General features: G+C 70.7%; 18 protein-coding genes. 12 read left to right on the forward strand and 6 right to left on the reverse strand.

Annotated features, from left to right (window positions below):
* The first annotated feature begins 229 nt into the window (after positions 1 to 229).
* The 3 genes from IE295_RS26410 to IE295_RS26420 all read left to right on the forward strand — a co-directional run bounded on the left by IE295_RS26410 (position 230) and on the right by IE295_RS26420 (position 5,124).
* Positions 230 to 928 carry a demethylmenaquinone methyltransferase gene (locus tag IE295_RS26410; RefSeq protein ID WP_190066289.1) on the forward strand — a complete coding sequence of 233 codons (699 nt, stop codon included), beginning with the start codon at positions 230 to 232 and terminating at the stop codon, positions 926 to 928.
* A 291-nt stretch (positions 929 to 1,219) separates the two neighbouring features.
* Complete coding sequence (locus tag IE295_RS33810; protein ID WP_224323550.1) at positions 1,220 to 3,760, forward strand: serine/threonine kinase C-terminal domain-containing protein; 2,541 nt, start codon at positions 1,220 to 1,222, stop codon at positions 3,758 to 3,760.
* 77 nt (positions 3,761 to 3,837) lie between these two features.
* Positions 3,838 to 5,124 carry a geranylgeranyl reductase family protein gene (locus tag IE295_RS26420; RefSeq protein WP_190066290.1) on the forward strand — a complete coding sequence of 429 codons (1,287 nt, stop codon included), beginning with the start codon at positions 3,838 to 3,840 and terminating at the stop codon, positions 5,122 to 5,124.
* A gap of 130 nt (positions 5,125 to 5,254) precedes the next feature.
* Here IE295_RS26420 and IE295_RS26425 read toward each other — a convergent pair whose 3' ends face one another.
* Complete coding sequence (locus tag IE295_RS26425; RefSeq protein WP_190066291.1) at positions 5,255 to 5,812, reverse strand: hypothetical protein; 558 nt, start codon at positions 5,810 to 5,812, stop codon at positions 5,255 to 5,257.
* Positions 5,813 to 5,945: 133 nt separating this feature from the next.
* On the opposite strand from IE295_RS26425, the gene IE295_RS26430 reads away from it, so the two are divergent.
* The gene (locus IE295_RS26430) at positions 5,946 to 6,473 is read left to right on the forward strand and encodes a PadR family transcriptional regulator (RefSeq protein WP_190066292.1); all 528 of its coding nucleotides are present in this window, start codon (positions 5,946 to 5,948) and stop codon (positions 6,471 to 6,473) included.
* A gap of 167 nt (positions 6,474 to 6,640) precedes the next feature.
* Positions 6,641 to 7,342 (forward strand): bactofilin family protein, encoded by a 702-nt coding sequence (locus IE295_RS26435; RefSeq protein ID WP_190066293.1) that lies wholly within the window; start codon positions 6,641 to 6,643, stop codon positions 7,340 to 7,342.
* A 99-nt stretch (positions 7,343 to 7,441) separates the two neighbouring features.
* Here the strand turns inward: IE295_RS26435 and IE295_RS26440 are convergent, their stop codons facing one another.
* From IE295_RS26440 to IE295_RS26450, 3 genes are read right to left on the reverse strand one after another with little or no spacing between them, the layout of a single operon-like run.
* A complete protein-coding gene (locus IE295_RS26440) occupies positions 7,442 to 7,636 on the reverse strand; it encodes a DUF397 domain-containing protein (protein ID WP_190066294.1) in 195 nt (64 codons plus the stop codon).
* Positions 7,637 to 7,639: 3 nt separating this feature from the next.
* A complete protein-coding gene (locus IE295_RS26445) occupies positions 7,640 to 7,825 on the reverse strand; it encodes a DUF397 domain-containing protein (RefSeq protein ID WP_190066295.1) in 186 nt (61 codons plus the stop codon).
* Positions 7,826 to 7,836: 11 nt separating this feature from the next.
* The gene (locus IE295_RS26450; protein WP_190066296.1) at positions 7,837 to 8,688 is read right to left on the reverse strand and encodes a helix-turn-helix domain-containing protein; all 852 of its coding nucleotides are present in this window, start codon (positions 8,686 to 8,688) and stop codon (positions 7,837 to 7,839) included.
* A 254-nt stretch (positions 8,689 to 8,942) separates the two neighbouring features.
* Between IE295_RS26450 and IE295_RS26455 the strand changes: the two genes are divergently transcribed.
* Positions 8,943 to 9,392, forward strand: coding sequence for an ATP-binding protein (locus tag IE295_RS26455; protein WP_190066297.1), 450 nt, complete (start codon positions 8,943 to 8,945; stop codon positions 9,390 to 9,392).
* On the opposite strand, the gene IE295_RS26460 is transcribed toward IE295_RS26455, so the two are convergent.
* Positions 9,393 to 9,551 carry a hypothetical protein gene (locus tag IE295_RS26460; protein WP_190066298.1) on the reverse strand — a complete coding sequence of 53 codons (159 nt, stop codon included), beginning with the start codon at positions 9,549 to 9,551 and terminating at the stop codon, positions 9,393 to 9,395.
* Between the two features lie 87 nt (positions 9,552 to 9,638).
* On the opposite strand from IE295_RS26460, the gene IE295_RS26465 reads away from it, so the two are divergent.
* Together IE295_RS26465 and IE295_RS26470 are read left to right on the forward strand one after the other, a co-directional pair.
* Positions 9,639 to 10,985 carry an AAA family ATPase gene (locus tag IE295_RS26465; RefSeq protein ID WP_190066299.1) on the forward strand — a complete coding sequence of 449 codons (1,347 nt, stop codon included), beginning with the start codon at positions 9,639 to 9,641 and terminating at the stop codon, positions 10,983 to 10,985.
* A gap of 146 nt (positions 10,986 to 11,131) precedes the next feature.
* On the forward strand, positions 11,132 to 11,356 hold the full coding sequence (locus IE295_RS26470) for a hypothetical protein (RefSeq protein ID WP_190066300.1): 225 nt from the start codon (positions 11,132 to 11,134) through the stop codon (positions 11,354 to 11,356).
* Between the two features lie 244 nt (positions 11,357 to 11,600).
* Here the strand turns inward: IE295_RS26470 and IE295_RS26475 are convergent, their stop codons facing one another.
* Entirely contained in the window at positions 11,601 to 12,428 is an 828-nt protein-coding gene (locus tag IE295_RS26475) for a C40 family peptidase (RefSeq protein WP_190066301.1), read from the reverse strand.
* Between the two features lie 742 nt (positions 12,429 to 13,170).
* On the opposite strand from IE295_RS26475, the gene IE295_RS26480 reads away from it, so the two are divergent.
* Genes IE295_RS26480 through IE295_RS26495 form a run of 4 tightly spaced genes read left to right on the forward strand, consistent with a single transcriptional unit; the run spans position 13,171 to position 16,309 of the window.
* Positions 13,171 to 13,530, forward strand: a complete 360-nt coding sequence (locus tag IE295_RS26480) for an NADH-quinone oxidoreductase subunit A (protein WP_190066302.1) — start codon at positions 13,171 to 13,173, stop codon at positions 13,528 to 13,530.
* A 12-nt stretch (positions 13,531 to 13,542) separates the two neighbouring features.
* The gene (locus tag IE295_RS26485) at positions 13,543 to 14,097 is read left to right on the forward strand and encodes a NuoB/complex I 20 kDa subunit family protein (protein ID WP_190066303.1); all 555 of its coding nucleotides are present in this window, start codon (positions 13,543 to 13,545) and stop codon (positions 14,095 to 14,097) included.
* Entirely contained in the window at positions 14,094 to 14,984 is an 891-nt protein-coding gene (locus IE295_RS26490; protein WP_190066304.1) for an NADH-quinone oxidoreductase subunit C, read from the forward strand. Before IE295_RS26485 ends, IE295_RS26490 begins: the two co-directional genes overlap by 4 nt.
* A complete protein-coding gene (locus IE295_RS26495) occupies positions 14,984 to 16,309 on the forward strand; it encodes an NADH-quinone oxidoreductase subunit D (protein WP_190066305.1) in 1,326 nt (441 codons plus the stop codon). The genes IE295_RS26490 and IE295_RS26495 overlap by 1 nt, the downstream gene beginning before the upstream one ends.
* Positions 16,310 to 16,351: the final 42 nt, after the last annotated feature.

Genomic DNA, 16,351 nt, shown 5'->3' on the forward strand with positions numbered 1-16,351 from the left:
TGGCCTCCCGGTGCGGATGTGGAGGGCCCGCCGTCAGGGCGGGCCGTTGAGGACGCGCACCGCCGGTCCGGGAAGCCTAGTCGCCGAGGGGGCGACGGGCGGGGGGACCGGTGGTCCCGTGGGCGTGGGGGTCCACCGGAACGCGCAACCGCACCGCGAGGCCGCCCGTCCTTCCCGGGCGAGCCGTCCCCGTCCAAGAGCGCCGGGGCCCGTGGTGAACAATGGGCACGTGACCCGAGCATCCCTGGACAAGCAGCCGCATGAAGTCGCCGCGATGTTCGACGACGTGGCGGCGAAGTACGACCTGACCAACGACGTCATCTCGCTCGGCCAGGCCCGCCTGTGGCGCAAGGCCGTGGCGCAGGCGGTCGCCGCCCGGCCGGGGCAGAAGGTCCTCGACCTCGCCGCCGGTACGGGCACGTCCTCGCTGCCCTTCGTCGCCGACGGCGCGTACGTCGTGCCGTGCGACTTCTCGCTCGGCATGCTGCGCGAGGGCAAGAAGCGCAACCCCTGGCTGCCGCTGACCGCCGGCGACGCCACGAAGCTGCCGTTCGCGGACGACGTCTTCGACGCCGTCACCATCTCCTTCGGGCTGCGCAACGTCCAGGAGACGGACACCGCGCTGCGCGAGCTGCTGCGGGTGACCAAGCCCGGCGGGCGCGTGGTGATCTGCGAGTTCAGCCAGCCCACGTGGGCGCCGTTCCGCACCGTCTACACCGAGTACCTGATGCGCGCCCTGCCGCCGATCGCCCGCACGGTCTGCAGCAGCCCGGACGCGTACGTCTACCTCGCCGAGTCGATCCGCGAGTGGCCCGACCAGCCCGCGCTCGCCGCCCGGCTGCAGGGTGCCGGCTGGTCGAAGGTCGCGTGGCGCAATCTGACGGGTGGCGTCGTCGCGCTGCACCGCGGGTTCAAGCCGGCGAGCTGAGCCAAAAGCGGAGCAAAGGCCGCGAAAGGGCCGCGAACAGGCGGTGGGTGAGGGGCGAACAGGCACCCGGAACATGGCGGGAATCCCCGCATGGTCCCGGAGATAGTCCCGCATAGGGGACTTGCTGCGCGTGTCGACGATTGTCATGGGCAGGCTGCGCCGGATCGGTACGATCATGATCGGCCAACTCCGGCCACGTCCCTCCCGCACCTCGCCCCAGCCTCGGAGCGCCCTATGCCGTCGTTCTGTCCCGCCTGTGGTTCCGCGTTCGTGCAGGACGCGCGCTTCTGCATGAAATGCGGGAAGGAGCGTCCGGAGGGCGACGGGGCGGCCGGGTCCGCCCCGTCGGCCGTGGCCACGGCTCCGGCCCAGGCTCCGGCCGCGGCGCCCGCCCAGGCCCCGGCGGCGCCCGCAGCGCCTCCGATGCCGGCGACCGTGCCGCCCCCGGCCGCGCCCCCGCCCGGGCAACCGCACTTCCTCGGCGCCCCGCCCGGGTACGCCCCCCACCCGCAGCCCTCCCGCGCCGGCCTCTTCCTGAGCCGCACGGTCGGCGGCGACTGGCTGGGCGCGCTGAAGGTGACCGCGTGGCCCACGGCGCTGCTCCTCTTCCTCGCGGTCGTGATCGCGGCGCCGTCCGCCGACACGTACGAGGCCGCCGAGTTCGGCAACTTCTCCGACCGCTTCCAGGTCGTCGTCGCCCTGCTCCTGCAGGGCCTCGGCGCCACGCTCGAGGTCGAGATGCGCAGCGGCGGACTGCTGTCGATGTTCATCCGGGGCAGCGGCTCGGTCTCCGTGTGGCCGCTGACGATCACGCTCCTGTGGTCGGTCATGGTGGCCCTCGGCTCCAAGCGGCTGCGCGACGCCCGCCCGGCCGGCGCCGGAGGCGGCGCGGAGGCGGCGGTGCGCATCGCGCTGCTGTGCGGCGTCGTGGTGCTGGTGCTGGGCCTGATCGGCCAGCCGGACGTGCCGGTCGTGTCGGTCTCCACCACCCCCGTCCTCGCCGCGCTGTTCTCGTGCGCCCTGGCGGGCGTGGTCAGCGGCGCGGTGCTCTGCCGCGACGCGATGGCCGCGCGCCTGGGCGCGGACGCGCGGATGGCCGTACGGGCCTGGGGCACCGCCCTGCGCGCGCTCGGGCTGACGACCGGCCTGTGCGCGCTGGTCGCCTTCATCGTCGTCGCCTCCCACCAGGAGGACGCCGGCGACTGGGGCTGGCTGATCATCCTGCCGGTCCTGGTCAACGCGGGCCTGGCGGCGCTGGGCCTGTCCTGGGGCGCGGGCATCGAGGCCTCCTCCACCGAGCACAGCAGCCGCCAGGAGGGCAGCACCCTCGGCCTCTCCGAGCTCGGCGAGGCGGCGGGCGGCTGGGCGCAGGCCGGTGCCGTGCTGCTCGGCGTGGTGTGCGCGGTGCTGCTGGCGGTCCTGATCGCGCGGCGCTCGGCCGACCGCCGCGAACAGGTCCTGTCCGGCGTGTTCTTCCTGGCGGCGCTGTGGCTGCTGTCGCTGGTCTCCGGTGCCTCGACGGAGATGTCGACGGGGTCGTCCCCGATGTACCGCTCGCGCGGCGTCGAGGCGTCGGTCGGTACGAACTCGGGTGAGCTGCTGCTGTTCGGCCTGCTGTGGACGGCGGGCGCGGTGCTGCTGGCGACGCTGGTGGTCCGTGCGCCGGGCGGCCTGGGCGGCGGCGGGTTCGGCGGTCCCGGTGGCCCGGGCGGTGGCGGCGGGTTCGGCGGGTTCGGCGGCCCGGGTGGTGGCGGTGGCGGTACGACGGGCTTCGCGCCCGCGCCGCCGATGCCGCGGTTCGCGCCGGAGGGCTCGACGTCGGCGATGCCGGTGCTGCCGCCGCAGACGCCGGCGCCGGCCGCTCCCGCGACTCCGCCTGCTCCGGCCGCTCCTGCGGCTCCGCCTGCTCCGGCCGCTCCTGCGGCCCCCGAGGCTCCCGCCGCGCCGCCCGCCCAGGGCCCGGTGCAGTCGCCGCCGGCGGCTCAGCCGCCCACCGCTCAGCCGCCCGTGGCCCAGCCGCCCACGGCCCAGTGGACCCCTCCCGGCCCGCCTTCCGCTTCCTCCATTCCTTCCGCCCCCTCAGCTCCTTCCGCCCCTTCCGCCTCGCGTACGCGGCTCGTCCGGCGGCCGCTCGTCTGGGTGGCGGCCGGCCTGGCTGCGTTCCTGGTCGGTGGCGTCGTGACCGGCGGTGTGATGCTGGCCCGCAAGGCCGACGACAAGCACGACAGCGCGCACAAGAACGACAAGCGCGTCGTCGTCACCCCCTCGGCCGGGGCGAGCGGGGCGCCGTCGTCGGCCGTGCCGAGCACGGGGCCCACGGCCGGGCCCTCCCCGTCCGACGCCCCCTCGCCGCTGGCCTCCGGCCCGGCCGCCGTCCCCTCCGGCTACTCCATGGTCGACGACCCGATGGGCTTCAAGTTCGCGGTCCCCGAGGGCTGGCAGCGCAAGGAGAAGGGCAGCTTCCAGACCGACTACGAGCCGAGCACGGGCGGTTCGTACATCAGGGTCGGCCTGGTGCTCAAGAGCAAGCGGTCCTCCTACGACCACTTCCTGGAGCTGGAGAAGACGCTCCAGGAGAAGAACAGCACGTACAAGCGGGTCGCGCTGGAGTCCAACACCTTCCAGGGTCTCCCCGGCGCCCGCTGGGAGTTCACCTGGACCGATCGGGGCACCGGCAGGACGATGCACGCGATCGACCAGGCGTACTCGAACGACGCGGGCACGGAGTACGCGATCTACTTCCAGGCGCGCGACGAGTACTGGTCCGGTTCGCGGAAGGTGTTCGATACGGCGGTCTCGACGTGGACCGTCATCCCGGTCGACTTCAACTGACCCCCGGGGGCCGGGCGGGGCCTCCCCCATAGACTGCACGTGTTTCTCCAACCGACGAGTCTTCGGGAGTCCCCGCCGTGACCGAGTCCCCCTCCGAACACAGCGCTGATGTGATCGTCGTCGGGGCGGGCCCGGCCGGCTCCACGACCGCCTACTACCTGGCCAAAGCGGGGCTCGACGTCCTCCTGCTGGAGAAGACGGCCTTCCCGCGCGAGAAGGTGTGCGGCGACGGCCTCACCCCGCGCGCCACCAAGCAGCTGGTGGCCATGGGCATCGACATCTCCGAGGAAGCGGGCTGGCTGCGCAACAAGGGCCTGCGCATCATCGGCGGCGGCGTCCGGCTCGAGCTCGACTGGCCCGACCTGGCCTCGTACCCGGACTACGGACTCGTCCGCAAGCGCGACGACTTCGACGAGCAGCTCGCCCGCCAGGCCGTCAAGGCCGGCGCCCGGCTGTACGAGCGCTGCAACGTCGGCGCCCCCGTCATCGACGACCGCACGGGCCGCATCACCGGCGTCGAGGCGAAGCTGGGCGAGGAGAAGACCCCGGTCACCTTCCACGCGCCGCTCGTCGTGGCCGCCGACGGCAACTCCTCCCGGCTGTCGCTGGCCATGGGCCTGCACCGCCGCGAGGACCGCCCGATGGGCGTGGCCGTCCGCACGTACTTCACCTCCCCGCGTCACGACGACGACTACCTCGAGTCCTGGCTGGAGCTGTGGGACCGGCGCGGGCCCGGCCCGGACCGGCTGCTGCCCGGCTACGGCTGGGTCTTCGGCATGGGCGACGGCACCAGCAACGTCGGCCTCGGCGTCCTCAACACCTCCGACTCCTTCAAGGAGCTCGACTGGCGCGAGGTCCTCAAGGCGTGGTGCGCCTCGATGCCCGAGGACTGGGGCTACACCCCCGAGAACATGACCGGCCCGATCCGCGGCGCCGCCCTGCCCATGGCCTTCAACCGTCAGCCGCACTACACGCGCGGCCTGTTGCTCGTCGGCGACGCGGGCGGCCTGGTCAACCCCTTCAACGGCGAGGGCATCGCCTACGCGATGGAGTCCGGCCAGCTGGTCGCCGACGTCATCGTGCAGGCCCACGCCCGGTCCTCGTACGCCCAGCGGGAGCTGGCGCTGCAGCGCTACCCCAAGGTCCTCAAGGACACGTACGGCGGCTACTACACCCTCGGCCGCGCCTTCGTGAAGCTCATCGGCAACCCCAGGGTCATGAAGATCGCCACCGAGCGCGGCCTGACCCACCCGTTGCTGATGAAGTTCACGCTGAAGATGCTGGCGAACCTGACGGACCCGACCGGCGGCGACGCCATGGACCGCATCATCAACGGGCTCTCGAAGGTGGCTCCGAGGTCCTGAGGATGGGGTCCTGACGATGAGGTCCTGACGACTCGACCCCGCGGCGCGTAGCGGTTTCCGCGGCGCGATGGCGGGTGGCGGGGGCCGGCCGCGACTGCGGCCGGCCCCTGCGGCATGTCTGCCGCCAGGCTCAGTGGGCCGCCTTGGTGTGGCGGGCGCGGACGCGGTCGGGGTAGCGGGCGGTGAAGGCGGCGGGGAGCGCGAACCCGGCGACCTGTATCGCCGTGCACACTCCGGTGCCGAGGTCGTTGGCGTCGGCGACGGCGAGCGCGGCGGCGGCCAGGGTGAAGGCGGCTGCCCAGGCGGCGGTGATCGCGACGTTGATGTGGCGGAAGACCGGGGTGTTCCAGACCTCCGGCGGGGCCTGGCGCTTGGCGATGCCGGTGGTGAACGGGCGGCCGACGGCCAGTGTGGCCCAGGCGGTCAGGGCGAGCCAGCCCAGGGACATGGCGCCCCCGAAGTGCTGCAGTGCGCTGTGCGGGAGGGCGAAGGCCAGGGCGGTCAGGGCGGTGAAGAAGCCCGCCGTGCTGAATTCGAGTATCAGCGATTCCCCGGCGGTGCCCGCCGTCCGCTCCTTGATCAGCAGGGCGACGGCGGTGACGAGCCCCGCGGCGGCGCCCCACTGCCAGCCGGAGGAGGAGACGATCGCGAAGGCGATCCAGGGCAGGAAGCCGCGCAGGTAGTTCATCGGAAGTCCCCTCGTTCGGTGGCCGTGGCCGGCCGTGTCGGCGCCGGCCCCCCGGCCGACATTCCAACTATGACATGTCAGTTCTGGACTGTCCACCCTCGACATGTCTGTTGTGGAGGGTAGAGTGGTGGCCATGAGCCTGAGACACGCGATGCTGGGCCTGCTGGCGAACGAACCGGCCAGTGGATACGACCTGATGAAGGGGTTCGAGACCTCTCTGAGCAACGTCTGGCCGGCGACGCAGAGCCAGGTCTACGGCGAGCTGGCCAAGCTCGCGAAGGCCGGCCTGCTGGAGGTCTCGGCGGAAGGCCCCCGCGGCCGCAAGGAGTACGCCATCACGCCGGACGGCCGCGTGGAGCTCCACCGCTGGCTCACCGAGCCCCAGCCCGACACGCCCCGCCGCAGTGACGCCCTGCTGCGGGTCTTCTTCCTCAATCACCTCACACCCCTCGAGGCGATCACCTATCTCACGGGCGAGGCCGAGCGTGCCGGCCGGCAGCACGAGGCGCTGACGGAGCTGGAGGGGCAGATCGACTGGGGCGACGACCCGCTGTCCGTGAACGGCCGGCTGGCCTTCGAATACGGCCTGCGCTTCACCGCCATGCGCGAGGAATGGGCCCGCTGGGCCGCCGAGGAGCTCAACAAGACCCGGGGGCAGTGAAGGGTGGGGTGACGCCGCGCCCTGCCAATACGCAGCGAAACAACCGACATTCACCCCTTCGGGTAATTTCCACACGGTTTCGGCGTGTCCGCTTTGCGGAATTATCGAGGTAAGCCCGGTTCCGGTTGGGGTCGGAACGGCTACCACGTGGAGGGGATGTGGTCGTCATGCACGACGCGAGGAGACGTGCCCGACGGCTCGTCACCGTCGCGGCGGCAGCCCTGTTGCCGACCGTGGCCCTGCCGGTGACGCCCGCCCGCGCCGCGACCGCCTGCACGGTCAACGGCGTTCCGGCCCGCGGGCCGTTCGTCGCCGGCACCGAGCGCGGTGACCTCATCGTCTGCGACGCCGTCGACGGCGGGACCGTCGTCGACGCCCGCGGCGGCGACGACACCGTGATCCTCGACGGCGTCGTGCGCGGCCGCGTCCGCGCCGGCTCCGGCGACGACCGCGTCACGCTGGGCCCCGCCGGCGTCGTGGAGCCCGGCGCGTCCGTCGACGCCCAGCGCGACGACGACACCGTCGACATCGCCGGCGTCGTCCGCGGCGACATCGATGGCGGCGCCCAGAACGACGCCCTCACCCTCCGCGCGACCGCCCGCGTCGAGGTGAGCGGCGCCGTCCTCGGCGCCGCCGGCAACGACCTCCTGCGTGCCGAACCCGGCCCCCACCCCTACGCCGGCCGCGCCGACGGCGGCCCCGGCGCCGACCTCGTCGACCTCCGCACCACCCTCGCCCCCACGGCCCGCGCCCTCGGCGGCAACGACTTCCTCCACGCCCACGTCGCCTTCGCCCTCACGGACGGCGGCCCCGGCTTCGACATCTGCCGCGTCGACGCGGGCAACCGGCCCGCCGCCTGCGAGCTCTGACCGCGGCCGCCCCGGCTTCGTCGCCCGAACTCCGCCCGCCGTGCGAACGCCCCCGCACGGCGGGCGGTCCACGCCGGGCCCTGGGCGGGCGGTGACATCTCAGGTGCCGAGTGCTCCGCGTTTGACGCTACGCAGCAGGGCGCGGACCCCCGCCGCTGGGGCAGTGAGGATGGTGCGGGGCTCGTCGCTTTCGCGTATCAGTATCGAGTGGGCGGCGGCTGCCAGCTCGAGGCAGTCGGGGTTGTCGTCCGGCCCGGAGAAGGACGACTTCTGCCAGCCGATGGACGCGCCCATGGCTCAGCCCAGGGTGCCGGTTTTGACGCCGGTGACGAAGACGGCGAGTTGCATGGGCGTCACCGTGATGACCGAAGCCGGCATCTGGCTCTCTCTCACCTGAAGCATCCCCGCCACCGGTCGTATCTCCAGGCAATTGTTGCCGCCTCCGCCGCAGAAGGAGGAGCGCTGCCAATCGGTGTCCGGCATTTCGGATCCCTTCACAATGCGTTGGCAATATCCCTGATCAGGTCACGAGATTGCCTCTCGCCGAGGCTAGTTCCCTCCATGGCGGAAATCAGGTCCCGGTACGCGCCAAGTTCTGCTGCGTCGCTGAGGAACGTCGCACCGTGCGCCGAGTCGAGATGGACGGTGTCCAACTGGGGCACTGTTCCACCCGCGTACAGCACTGCCTGCCCTGATCCGGCGAAGCCGTCCGTTTCGAAGGGCATCACTCGAATCGCGCATCGTCCCTGTTCCGACATGGCCAACAGGTGCGCAAGCTGCCTGCGGGCCGGCGACCTCCCGCCGAAGCGCATGCGCAAAGCGGCCTCATGGATGATCGCTGTGAACTCGGGCCCATTCGGTTGGCGGAGGATCCGCGACCGTCTCAGACGATGCGAGATTCGTGCCTCTACGTCTTCGCTGCTCAGCCGAGGGAAAGCGAACTCGAAGACAGATCGCGCGTAATCCGCCGTCTGCAGCAGGCCGGGCAGGTGAGTGACCTGGTACGAGCGGAGGGATGTGGCTTTGCTCTCGAGCTCCGTGAGGTCGAGGAAGCCGTCGGGGAGGATTCCGCGGTACTCCTCCCACCAGCCCTTGCCGCGCTCGGTCGCCATGGCGACAAGAGCATCGATGTAAGTCGCATCCGTGCAGCCGTATCCGGCGGCCAGCATGCGAATCCGGTCAGGGCTGACCCCGAAGCGGGCGGTTTCGACGTGACTGATCTTGGTGTGGTCGATCCCGAGCAGCTTCGCGGCTTCGCGGGCGTTGAGGCCTGCCGCCTCCCTCATCTTGCGCAGTTCGGCACCCAGTCTGCGCTGGCGGGCCGTCGTGGCTGTCCTCGGTGGCATGGCGGCAAGTTTGCCCGCACAGACTGATGCGGGTCCATCGAAGGAGCGACATAGCTACGGAACAGGTAGCTATGTCGCTCCCGTATGCCCTACGGTCCTACCCACACCGCGCAACGGGGTCGGGAAGACCCGAAGTGCAGCTACCCGCATGCCAGTTGGCGAGAGCCAAAAGACCAGGTCATCGGGGGGCCGGGCCACGGATGAACCTCGCGGCGCGCGGAAGGTCAGAGACGACCCCACTGGGAGACGACGCCATGGGCATCGGCACGCTCGACAGTCCCCGTACCGCCATCGGCCAGGACGACGCCGAGTTCTACGAACTCATCGCACCGGCCACCGCCACCACCCCTCGCCTCGCACGGCAGTTCGTCACCGGCACGCTCGAGGCGACCGGGCATCCCGCGCTGATCGACAACGCTCGGGTCTGCGTTTCGGATGCCGTGACCAACGTCGTGCAGCACGCGCGCGTGCCGTCTCTGTCGGTCGAGGTGACCGTGCGGCCGGGGTGGGCCGTCATCGCCGTGCGTGACGGGGACGTGGCCAGACGGCCGTATCACCGGCGGGCCGGGGCGGAGGACGAAGGAGGGCGGGGGCTCGCGCTGGTGCGGGGGCTGTCGTACGCCTCTGGGGTGACGCTCGCCTGGGACGGGCTGCACCTCATCGGGAAGCGGGTGTGGTTCGAGCTGAGGGACGGGGGCCGGTGATCAGGTCCGGCGGCGCCATGTCGCGTACAGGCCGGAGAGGGCGATGGCGACCGTTGCCAGGGACTCCGGCGGGACGCCCCAGCAGATGAGGACCGTTCCGGTGAGAAGTACGGAGAGGAAAGCGGCGAGGTCGTGAACTCGCTTATTGTCGTTGCTCATTCGTCGAGAGTCGTACGTGGCGGTGGTGCTGCGGCAGTGGCAGCGGTGCTGCCACTTAGGCGGCAGCAGTGGCAACAAGGGGGAGCGATGGGTGAGTTACAAGCCTTCGGCGACGGGTTGGCGCCCGAAGCGCGTGCCCTGGCACAGGCGTTGCGTGATCTCTTCGCAGGGCTCGGCATCTCTGAACGCCGTTACGCCGCCCGCCGCAGCTACGACTCCTCCACGATCTCCCGCTATCTGAGCGGACAGCGGATCCCCCCTTGGGAGTTCGTCCTCAACCTCCTCAACGATGTCGCCGAGGAGCGCGGCACGGTGCCGACCCTCGAGACGACGCGAATGATGCGGGACCGGCACATGGCCGCGCTGAAGGCCGGCAAGAGCCCCAGCCACAAGGTCCAGCTGCTGGAGCAGCAACTGGCGCTGGCGGACCAGGAAGCACGTCGCGTCTCCGCCCGGGAGCGGGTGCTGGAGGACGCCCTGCAGGACCGCGAGCACCGCATCCGGGACCTTCAGATGCAGTTCCGGCAGCTGCAGGCCATGTCGGCGCCGGTGCCGGGCGACGAAGGGCCGGCCGACGACGGGACGGATGACGAGCGGGCCCGGCTGCGGACCGAGATCCGGCAGCTGACGGAGGAACTGGAACGGACTCGGGAGCTGCACCGGCAGGCCGAGACGCGCTGCGAGCAGCTGGAGCGGCAGCTGGCCGAGGCGGAGAGCCGCCCGGACCGTCCGGACGCGCCGGTGGCCGTGGGGGCCGGGCAGGCCGGGGTCGGGCTGGGGGCGATGCTCGCGCCGGGGGCCATTTTTCACAGCGACGTGAAGGTGAATATCACGGGGTGGCAGAGCGACGAGACGTTCGTGGACTCTGTCACCGTTCAGGTCGTCGGGGAAGGCGCCGTCGGCAACGGGCTGCTCGTCGACCCGACGACCGTGGTGACCAGCTGGTGGGCGATCTGGAGACCGCGGGAGCCGAAGCCCGGGACGGTGGAGGTGCTCGATTTCTCCCGGCGGGTGGGGATACCCGCGCGCGTGGTCCAGTGGCTGCCCGCGGTGTACGACGCATCGGCGAGCCTCGAACCCTTCCCCACTCTGGCCGTGCTGCGGCTGGAATCGCCGTGGGGAAGCCCGGTCCCTGCGGTCGGCCTCGGCGGTCCGCCGCCCCCCGGGACTCAACTGATCATCAGCGGACGGGGCAGGGCCGGTCGCGGCGATTGGGAGCCCTACTCCTGCCTGCTGGAAGTGAAAGGCCGCAGTGGAGAGGTGTTTCGGCTGGAGGGGGAGTTCACTCCGGGACTGCGCGGGGCTCCCGCCTTCCACACGGGTACCGGCGAGCTGGCGGGTCTGGTGAGCGGCTATCGCGAGCAGAAGGGCGCCCTCATCCCCGCCGACGCCCTCCGCCAACTCACCACCCTCGGTTACGGTCCGACCCCCTGATTCACCCCAACGTGGCCCCTATGATCCGTTTGACCGTCCGGCCCCGCAGGGGATGAACCGAATGCTCCGGTTCCATTTCAACCTGCACCGCTTCAGCCCGCACCGCGTCAATCCGCACCGCACTTCCTCCCGAAGGGACTTGGGCCGTGCCGAACGCAACGAGAGACGCCGCCCCAGCTGCCCCCGCTGACGCTCGCCCCTCCGCCATCGCCCGCCTCGCGACCGTCACCGCCACGCTCATCCTCCCCGCCACCGCCCTCGCGGCCACCGTGGCCACGGCCGCCGCGGTCGTCACCGAACCGGCGCCGCGCGGGCCCGGTCGTACCGACGGCACGTGTCTGACCTGCGAGGTCTCGCACCCGACCCGCTAGCGGCCGGTCCGGCCGCCCGACCGTTCGTACGCCCGATTTCGATTCGGGCCGAAGGGGTTTGCGGGCCCCCGCCCCGGATGCGCACACTCCCAGGTACCGGCACGGGGGGTCCGGGTGCCCGGGTCAACGGGGGTGGGCACCCGGGCACGAAACCCGCCCGGACCATGCGAAAGGCCGCCGCCCCCGAGCGGGGGGAGCGGCGGCCTTCCGGATGAGGCGTGAAGCCCGGTGACGAGGGGGCGCGTTACAGGACGCGCACGGCACCCGTCGGCGGGGAGTAGCTCAGGGGCTGCTCGACGATGCCCTTGTCCGGGTTCTGCGCGCCGATGAACTTGCCGCCACCGACGTACACGGCCACGTGGTACGCGCTGCCCGCGGAGCCCCAGTAGAGGATGTCGCCGACCTGCAGGTTCGAGGTCGACACCTGGGTGCCGGCCGTCGACTGGTCCTGCGAGACGCGCGGCAGGTCGATGCCGATCTGGCTGTAGGCGGCCATGACCAGGCCGGAGCAGTCGTAGGCGGACGGACCGGTGGAGCCCATGATGTAGGGCTTGCCGACCTGATCCTCCAGGAAGGCGACCAGAGCGGCCGCGCTGCCCGTCGCGCTGGACTTCTTGGTGGACGCGGAGGTGCCCGACCCGTCGGCGGACGCCGACTTCGCGCTCAGGGAGGAGCGCTCGCCGCCGCGGGAGGCGCGGGCCTCGTCCGCCTCGGCCTTCTCCTTGGCCTTGCGCTCCGCCTCGGCCTTGCGCTCGGCCTCGTCCTTGGCCTTCTTCGCGTCGGTCTTGGCGTTGTCGAGGGCCTCCTCCACCTGCGCGCGGACCTGGTAGTCGACGGCGGTCTGCTGGGTGGCGACCGCGCTCTGCGCGATGGACGTGGCGAGGTCCGCGTTGAACGCGGGCATCTCCATCGTCGCCTCGGTGGGCTTGTCGGCACTGGCGGAGGCGGAGCCCGCGCCGGCGACGGCCAGGGTGCTGAGGACGCCACCGGCCACACCCGTGCGGACGACCCATGACTGGGACGCGGGGCGACGGGGCTTCCGGTGGCTGGTTATGTGCGCGTTCGGGGACATGGGACAAGGGACTATCAGTCCGCACTGGGTGAGTTCAAGGTAAGTGACCTGCGCCACATTTGGCGTGTACGCGTCTGAAATTCCCCGCTTTGATCACGAGACGGTCACGACGCGGAGGGAGACCGGAAGGCCGATCAGGCGCCTCAGCACGGCTTTTGGACCCCGGCGGCGTCCGGATGGCCTCTTATCACCTTTACAGCTCGCGCGTCGAGACTACCCATCAGAACCGGTCGCCGAACCTCCCGTCGCGTGGCAGAACTCACGCAACGGGCGTCTCGCGGGAGGCTTGTGAAGCGGTATGCGGACCCGGCGCGGACCGACGGTGAAACGGTCCGCCGGGAGACGGTCCGGGACACGTGCTGACCGCCGTCGCCCCACCGGGTTGTGTGCCTTTATCAGTTGACAATCGATCATGTCAATTTGCGTGCAGGCGGCACTTCTTGATAGTGGCTCACCACCCCCGACCAGCATTTTGGCTCCCGGATGTCACCCTTGGTGACCACTCGACCGCTTCGCGTATGAAGATCGCCGATCATCCGACTTCATGATCGTTCGTCAGGTGGTGGAGATCACAAACGTGGTCGTGTACGCCGTGTCGCAGATCACAGACCGGCGGGCATAGGATGCAGTCGACCCGGGCTTGTGAACTGCCTCACATGTCGGCGATCTTCGCCGAGGACCTCCGCCGCCGGGTCCGGTCAGCCAGCAGTCAGCGTCGACAGACTGGAAGGAGCGAGGAGCGGTGAACGCCTACGCGCCCATCCTCGTACTGGGAGCCCTCGGTGCAGGCTTCGCGATCTTCTCCGTGGTCATGGCGTCGATCGTCGGGCCCAAGCGCTACAACCGGGCCAAGCTCGAGGCCTACGAATGCGGCATCGAACCGACCCCGCACCCAGCCGGTGGCGGCCGCTTCCCGATCAAGTACTACCTGACGGCGATGCTCTTCATCGTCTTCGACATCGAGATCGTCTTCCTCTACCCCTGGGCGGTCACCTTCGACTCCCTGGGGCTGTTCGGGCTCGTGGAGATGCTCCTCTTCGTGCTCACCGTCTTCGTCGCCTACGCCTACGTATGGCGGCGCGGCGGCCTGGAATGGGACTAAAGGGGGCCCCGGATGGGACTCGAGGAGAAGCTGCCGAGCGGCTTTCTGCTGACCACCGTCGAACAGGCCGCGGGGTGGGTGCGCAAGGCATCCGTCTTCCCCGCCACCTTCGGCCTGGCCTGCTGCGCCATCGAGATGATGACCACCGGAGCGGGGCGCTACGACCTGGCCCGCTTCGGCATGGAGGTCTTCCGCGGCTCGCCCCGCCAGGCCGATCTGATGATCGTGGCCGGCCGGGTGAGCCAGAAGATGGCGCCCGTGCTGCGGCAGGTCTACGACCAGATGCCCAACCCCAAGTGGGTGATCTCCATGGGGGTCTGTGCGTCCAGCGGCGGCATGTTCAACAACTACGCGATCGTGCAGGGCGTCGACCACATCGTGCCGGTCGACATCTATCTGCCCGGGTGCCCGCCCCGGCCCGAGATGCTCATGGACTCGATCCTCAAGCTGCACAAGAAGATCCAGAACGAGAAGCTCGGCGTGCACCGCGAGGAGGCGGAGGAGGCGGCGGAGCGGGCGGCGCTCAAGGCCCTGCCGCTGATCGAGATGAAGGGGCTGCTGCGATGAGCGAGCCGAACCCCAAGGGCTCGAACTCCAAGGGTCCGGACCCCAAGGGACGGGACGCCAAGGGCCCGGACGCCAACGGATCGAAGGCCAAGAGCCCGGACGCCAACGGATCGAACGCCAAGGCCCCGGACGCGGCGTCCCCGGCCCCGGTGCCCAAGGGCCCCAACGGGGTCAACCCCGACAAGGACGTCGCCGCCCAGACCCTCCCCGGCCAGCGGCTCGACCACGGCGAGGTCATCGGCGTCCGGCACGGCATGTTCGGCGCCGGCGACGGCGGCGACACCACCGGCTACGGCCGGCTCGTACGGACCGTACGGCTGCCCGGCCGGGCCACCCGGCCGTACGGAGGGTGGTTCGACGAGGTCGCCGACGAGCTGGAGGGCGCCCTCGAGGAGCAGGGGCTGGTGCCGGAGAACGCGATCGAGAAGACCGTGGTCGACCGCGACGAGCTCACCTTCCACATCGCCCGCGAGCACCTTCCCGTCGTCGCCCGGACCCTGCGCGACGACCCCGCGCTGCGCTTCGAGCTGTGCACGGGCGTGAGCGGAGTGCACCTCCCCGGCGACAAGGGGCGCGAGCTGCACGCCGTCTACCACCTGCGCTCGATCACCCACAACCGGCTGATCAGGCTGGAGGTCGGCGTCCCCGACGACGACCGGCACATCCCCTCGGTCGTCGACGTCTATCCCACCAACGACTGGCACGAGCGCGAGACCTACGACTTCTTCGGTCTCGTCTTCGACGGTCACCCCGCGCTCACGCGGATCATGATGCCGGACGACTGGCAGGGCTTCCCGCAGCGCAAGGACTACCCCCTCGGCGGCATCCCCGTCGAGTACAAGGGCGCCCAGATCCCGGCTCCGGACCAGCGGAGGTCGTACAGCTGATGACCACCCCGAACGACGCCGGCCCCCGCGAGACCACCGAGGGCCCGGTCTACACCGTCACCGGCGGCGACTGGGACGAGATCGCCTCCGCCGCCCAGCAGGCCGACGACGAGCGCATCATCGTCAACATGGGTCCCCAGCACCCCTCCACCCACGGAGTGCTGCGCCTGATCCTGGAGATCGACGGGGAGACGGTCACCGAGGCCCGCTGCGGCATCGGCTACCTCCACACCGGCATCGAGAAGAACCTCGAATTCCGGACCTGGACCCAGGGCACCACGTTCGTGACGCGCATGGACTACCTCACGCCCTTCTTCAACGAGACGGCGTACTGCCTGGCCGTCGAGAAGCTGCTGGGCATCGAGGACGACGTCCCCGACCGCGCCTCGGTCGTCCGGGTCATGCTCATGGAGCTGAACCGAATCTCCTCCCACCTGGTGGCCATCGCCACCGGCGGCATGGAGCTCGGCGCCACCACGATCATGATCTACGGCTTCCGCGACCGCGAGCTGGTCCTCGACATCTTCGAGCTGATCACCGGCCTGCGGATGAACCACGCCTACGTGCGCCCCGGCGGCCTCGCCCAGGACCTGCCGCCCGGCGCGGTGGACCAGGTGCGCGAGTTCGTCAAGAAGATGCGCAGAAACCTTCCCGAGTACGACAAGCTCGCCACCGGGAACCCCATCTTCAAGGGCCGCATGCAGGACGTCGGCTACCTCGACCTCACCGGCTGCATGGCGCTGGGCGCCACCGGCCCCATCCTGCGCTCCGCCGGCCTCCCGCACGACCTGCGCAAGGCCCAGCCCTACTGCGGCTACGAGACGTACGACTTCGACGTCCCCACCGCCGACAGCTGCGACGCCTACGGACGGTTCCTGATCCGCCTGGAGGAGATGCGGCAGTCACTGCGCATCGTCGAGCAGTGCCTGGACCGGCTCCAGCCGGGCCCGGTCATGGTCGCGGACAAGAAGATCGCCTGGCCCGCCCAGCTGGCCCTCGGCCCCGACGGGCTCGGCAACTCCCTGGACCACATCAAGAAGATCATGGGCACCTCGATGGAGGCCCTGATCCACCACTTCAAGCTGGTGACGGAGGGCTTCAGGGTGCCGCCCGGGCAGGCGTACTCGGCCGTGGAGTCGCCCAAGGGCGAGCTCGGCGTGCACGTCGTCAGCGACGGCGGAACGCGCCCCTACCGGGTCCACTTCCGCGACCCCTCCTTCACCAACCTGCAGGCCATGGCGGCGATGTGCGAAGGCGGCCAGGTCGCCGACGTGATCGTGGCGGTGGCTTCGATCGATCCCGTCATGGGAGGCGTAGACCGGTGAGCGTCGCACGCGCGGCCGCCGGGCCGCAGACGGACACGACGG

It is taken from the genome of Streptomyces griseocarneus (assembly GCF_014655595.1).
GTDB classification, from domain to species: Bacteria; Actinomycetota; Actinomycetes; order Streptomycetales; family Streptomycetaceae; genus Streptomyces; species Streptomyces griseocarneus.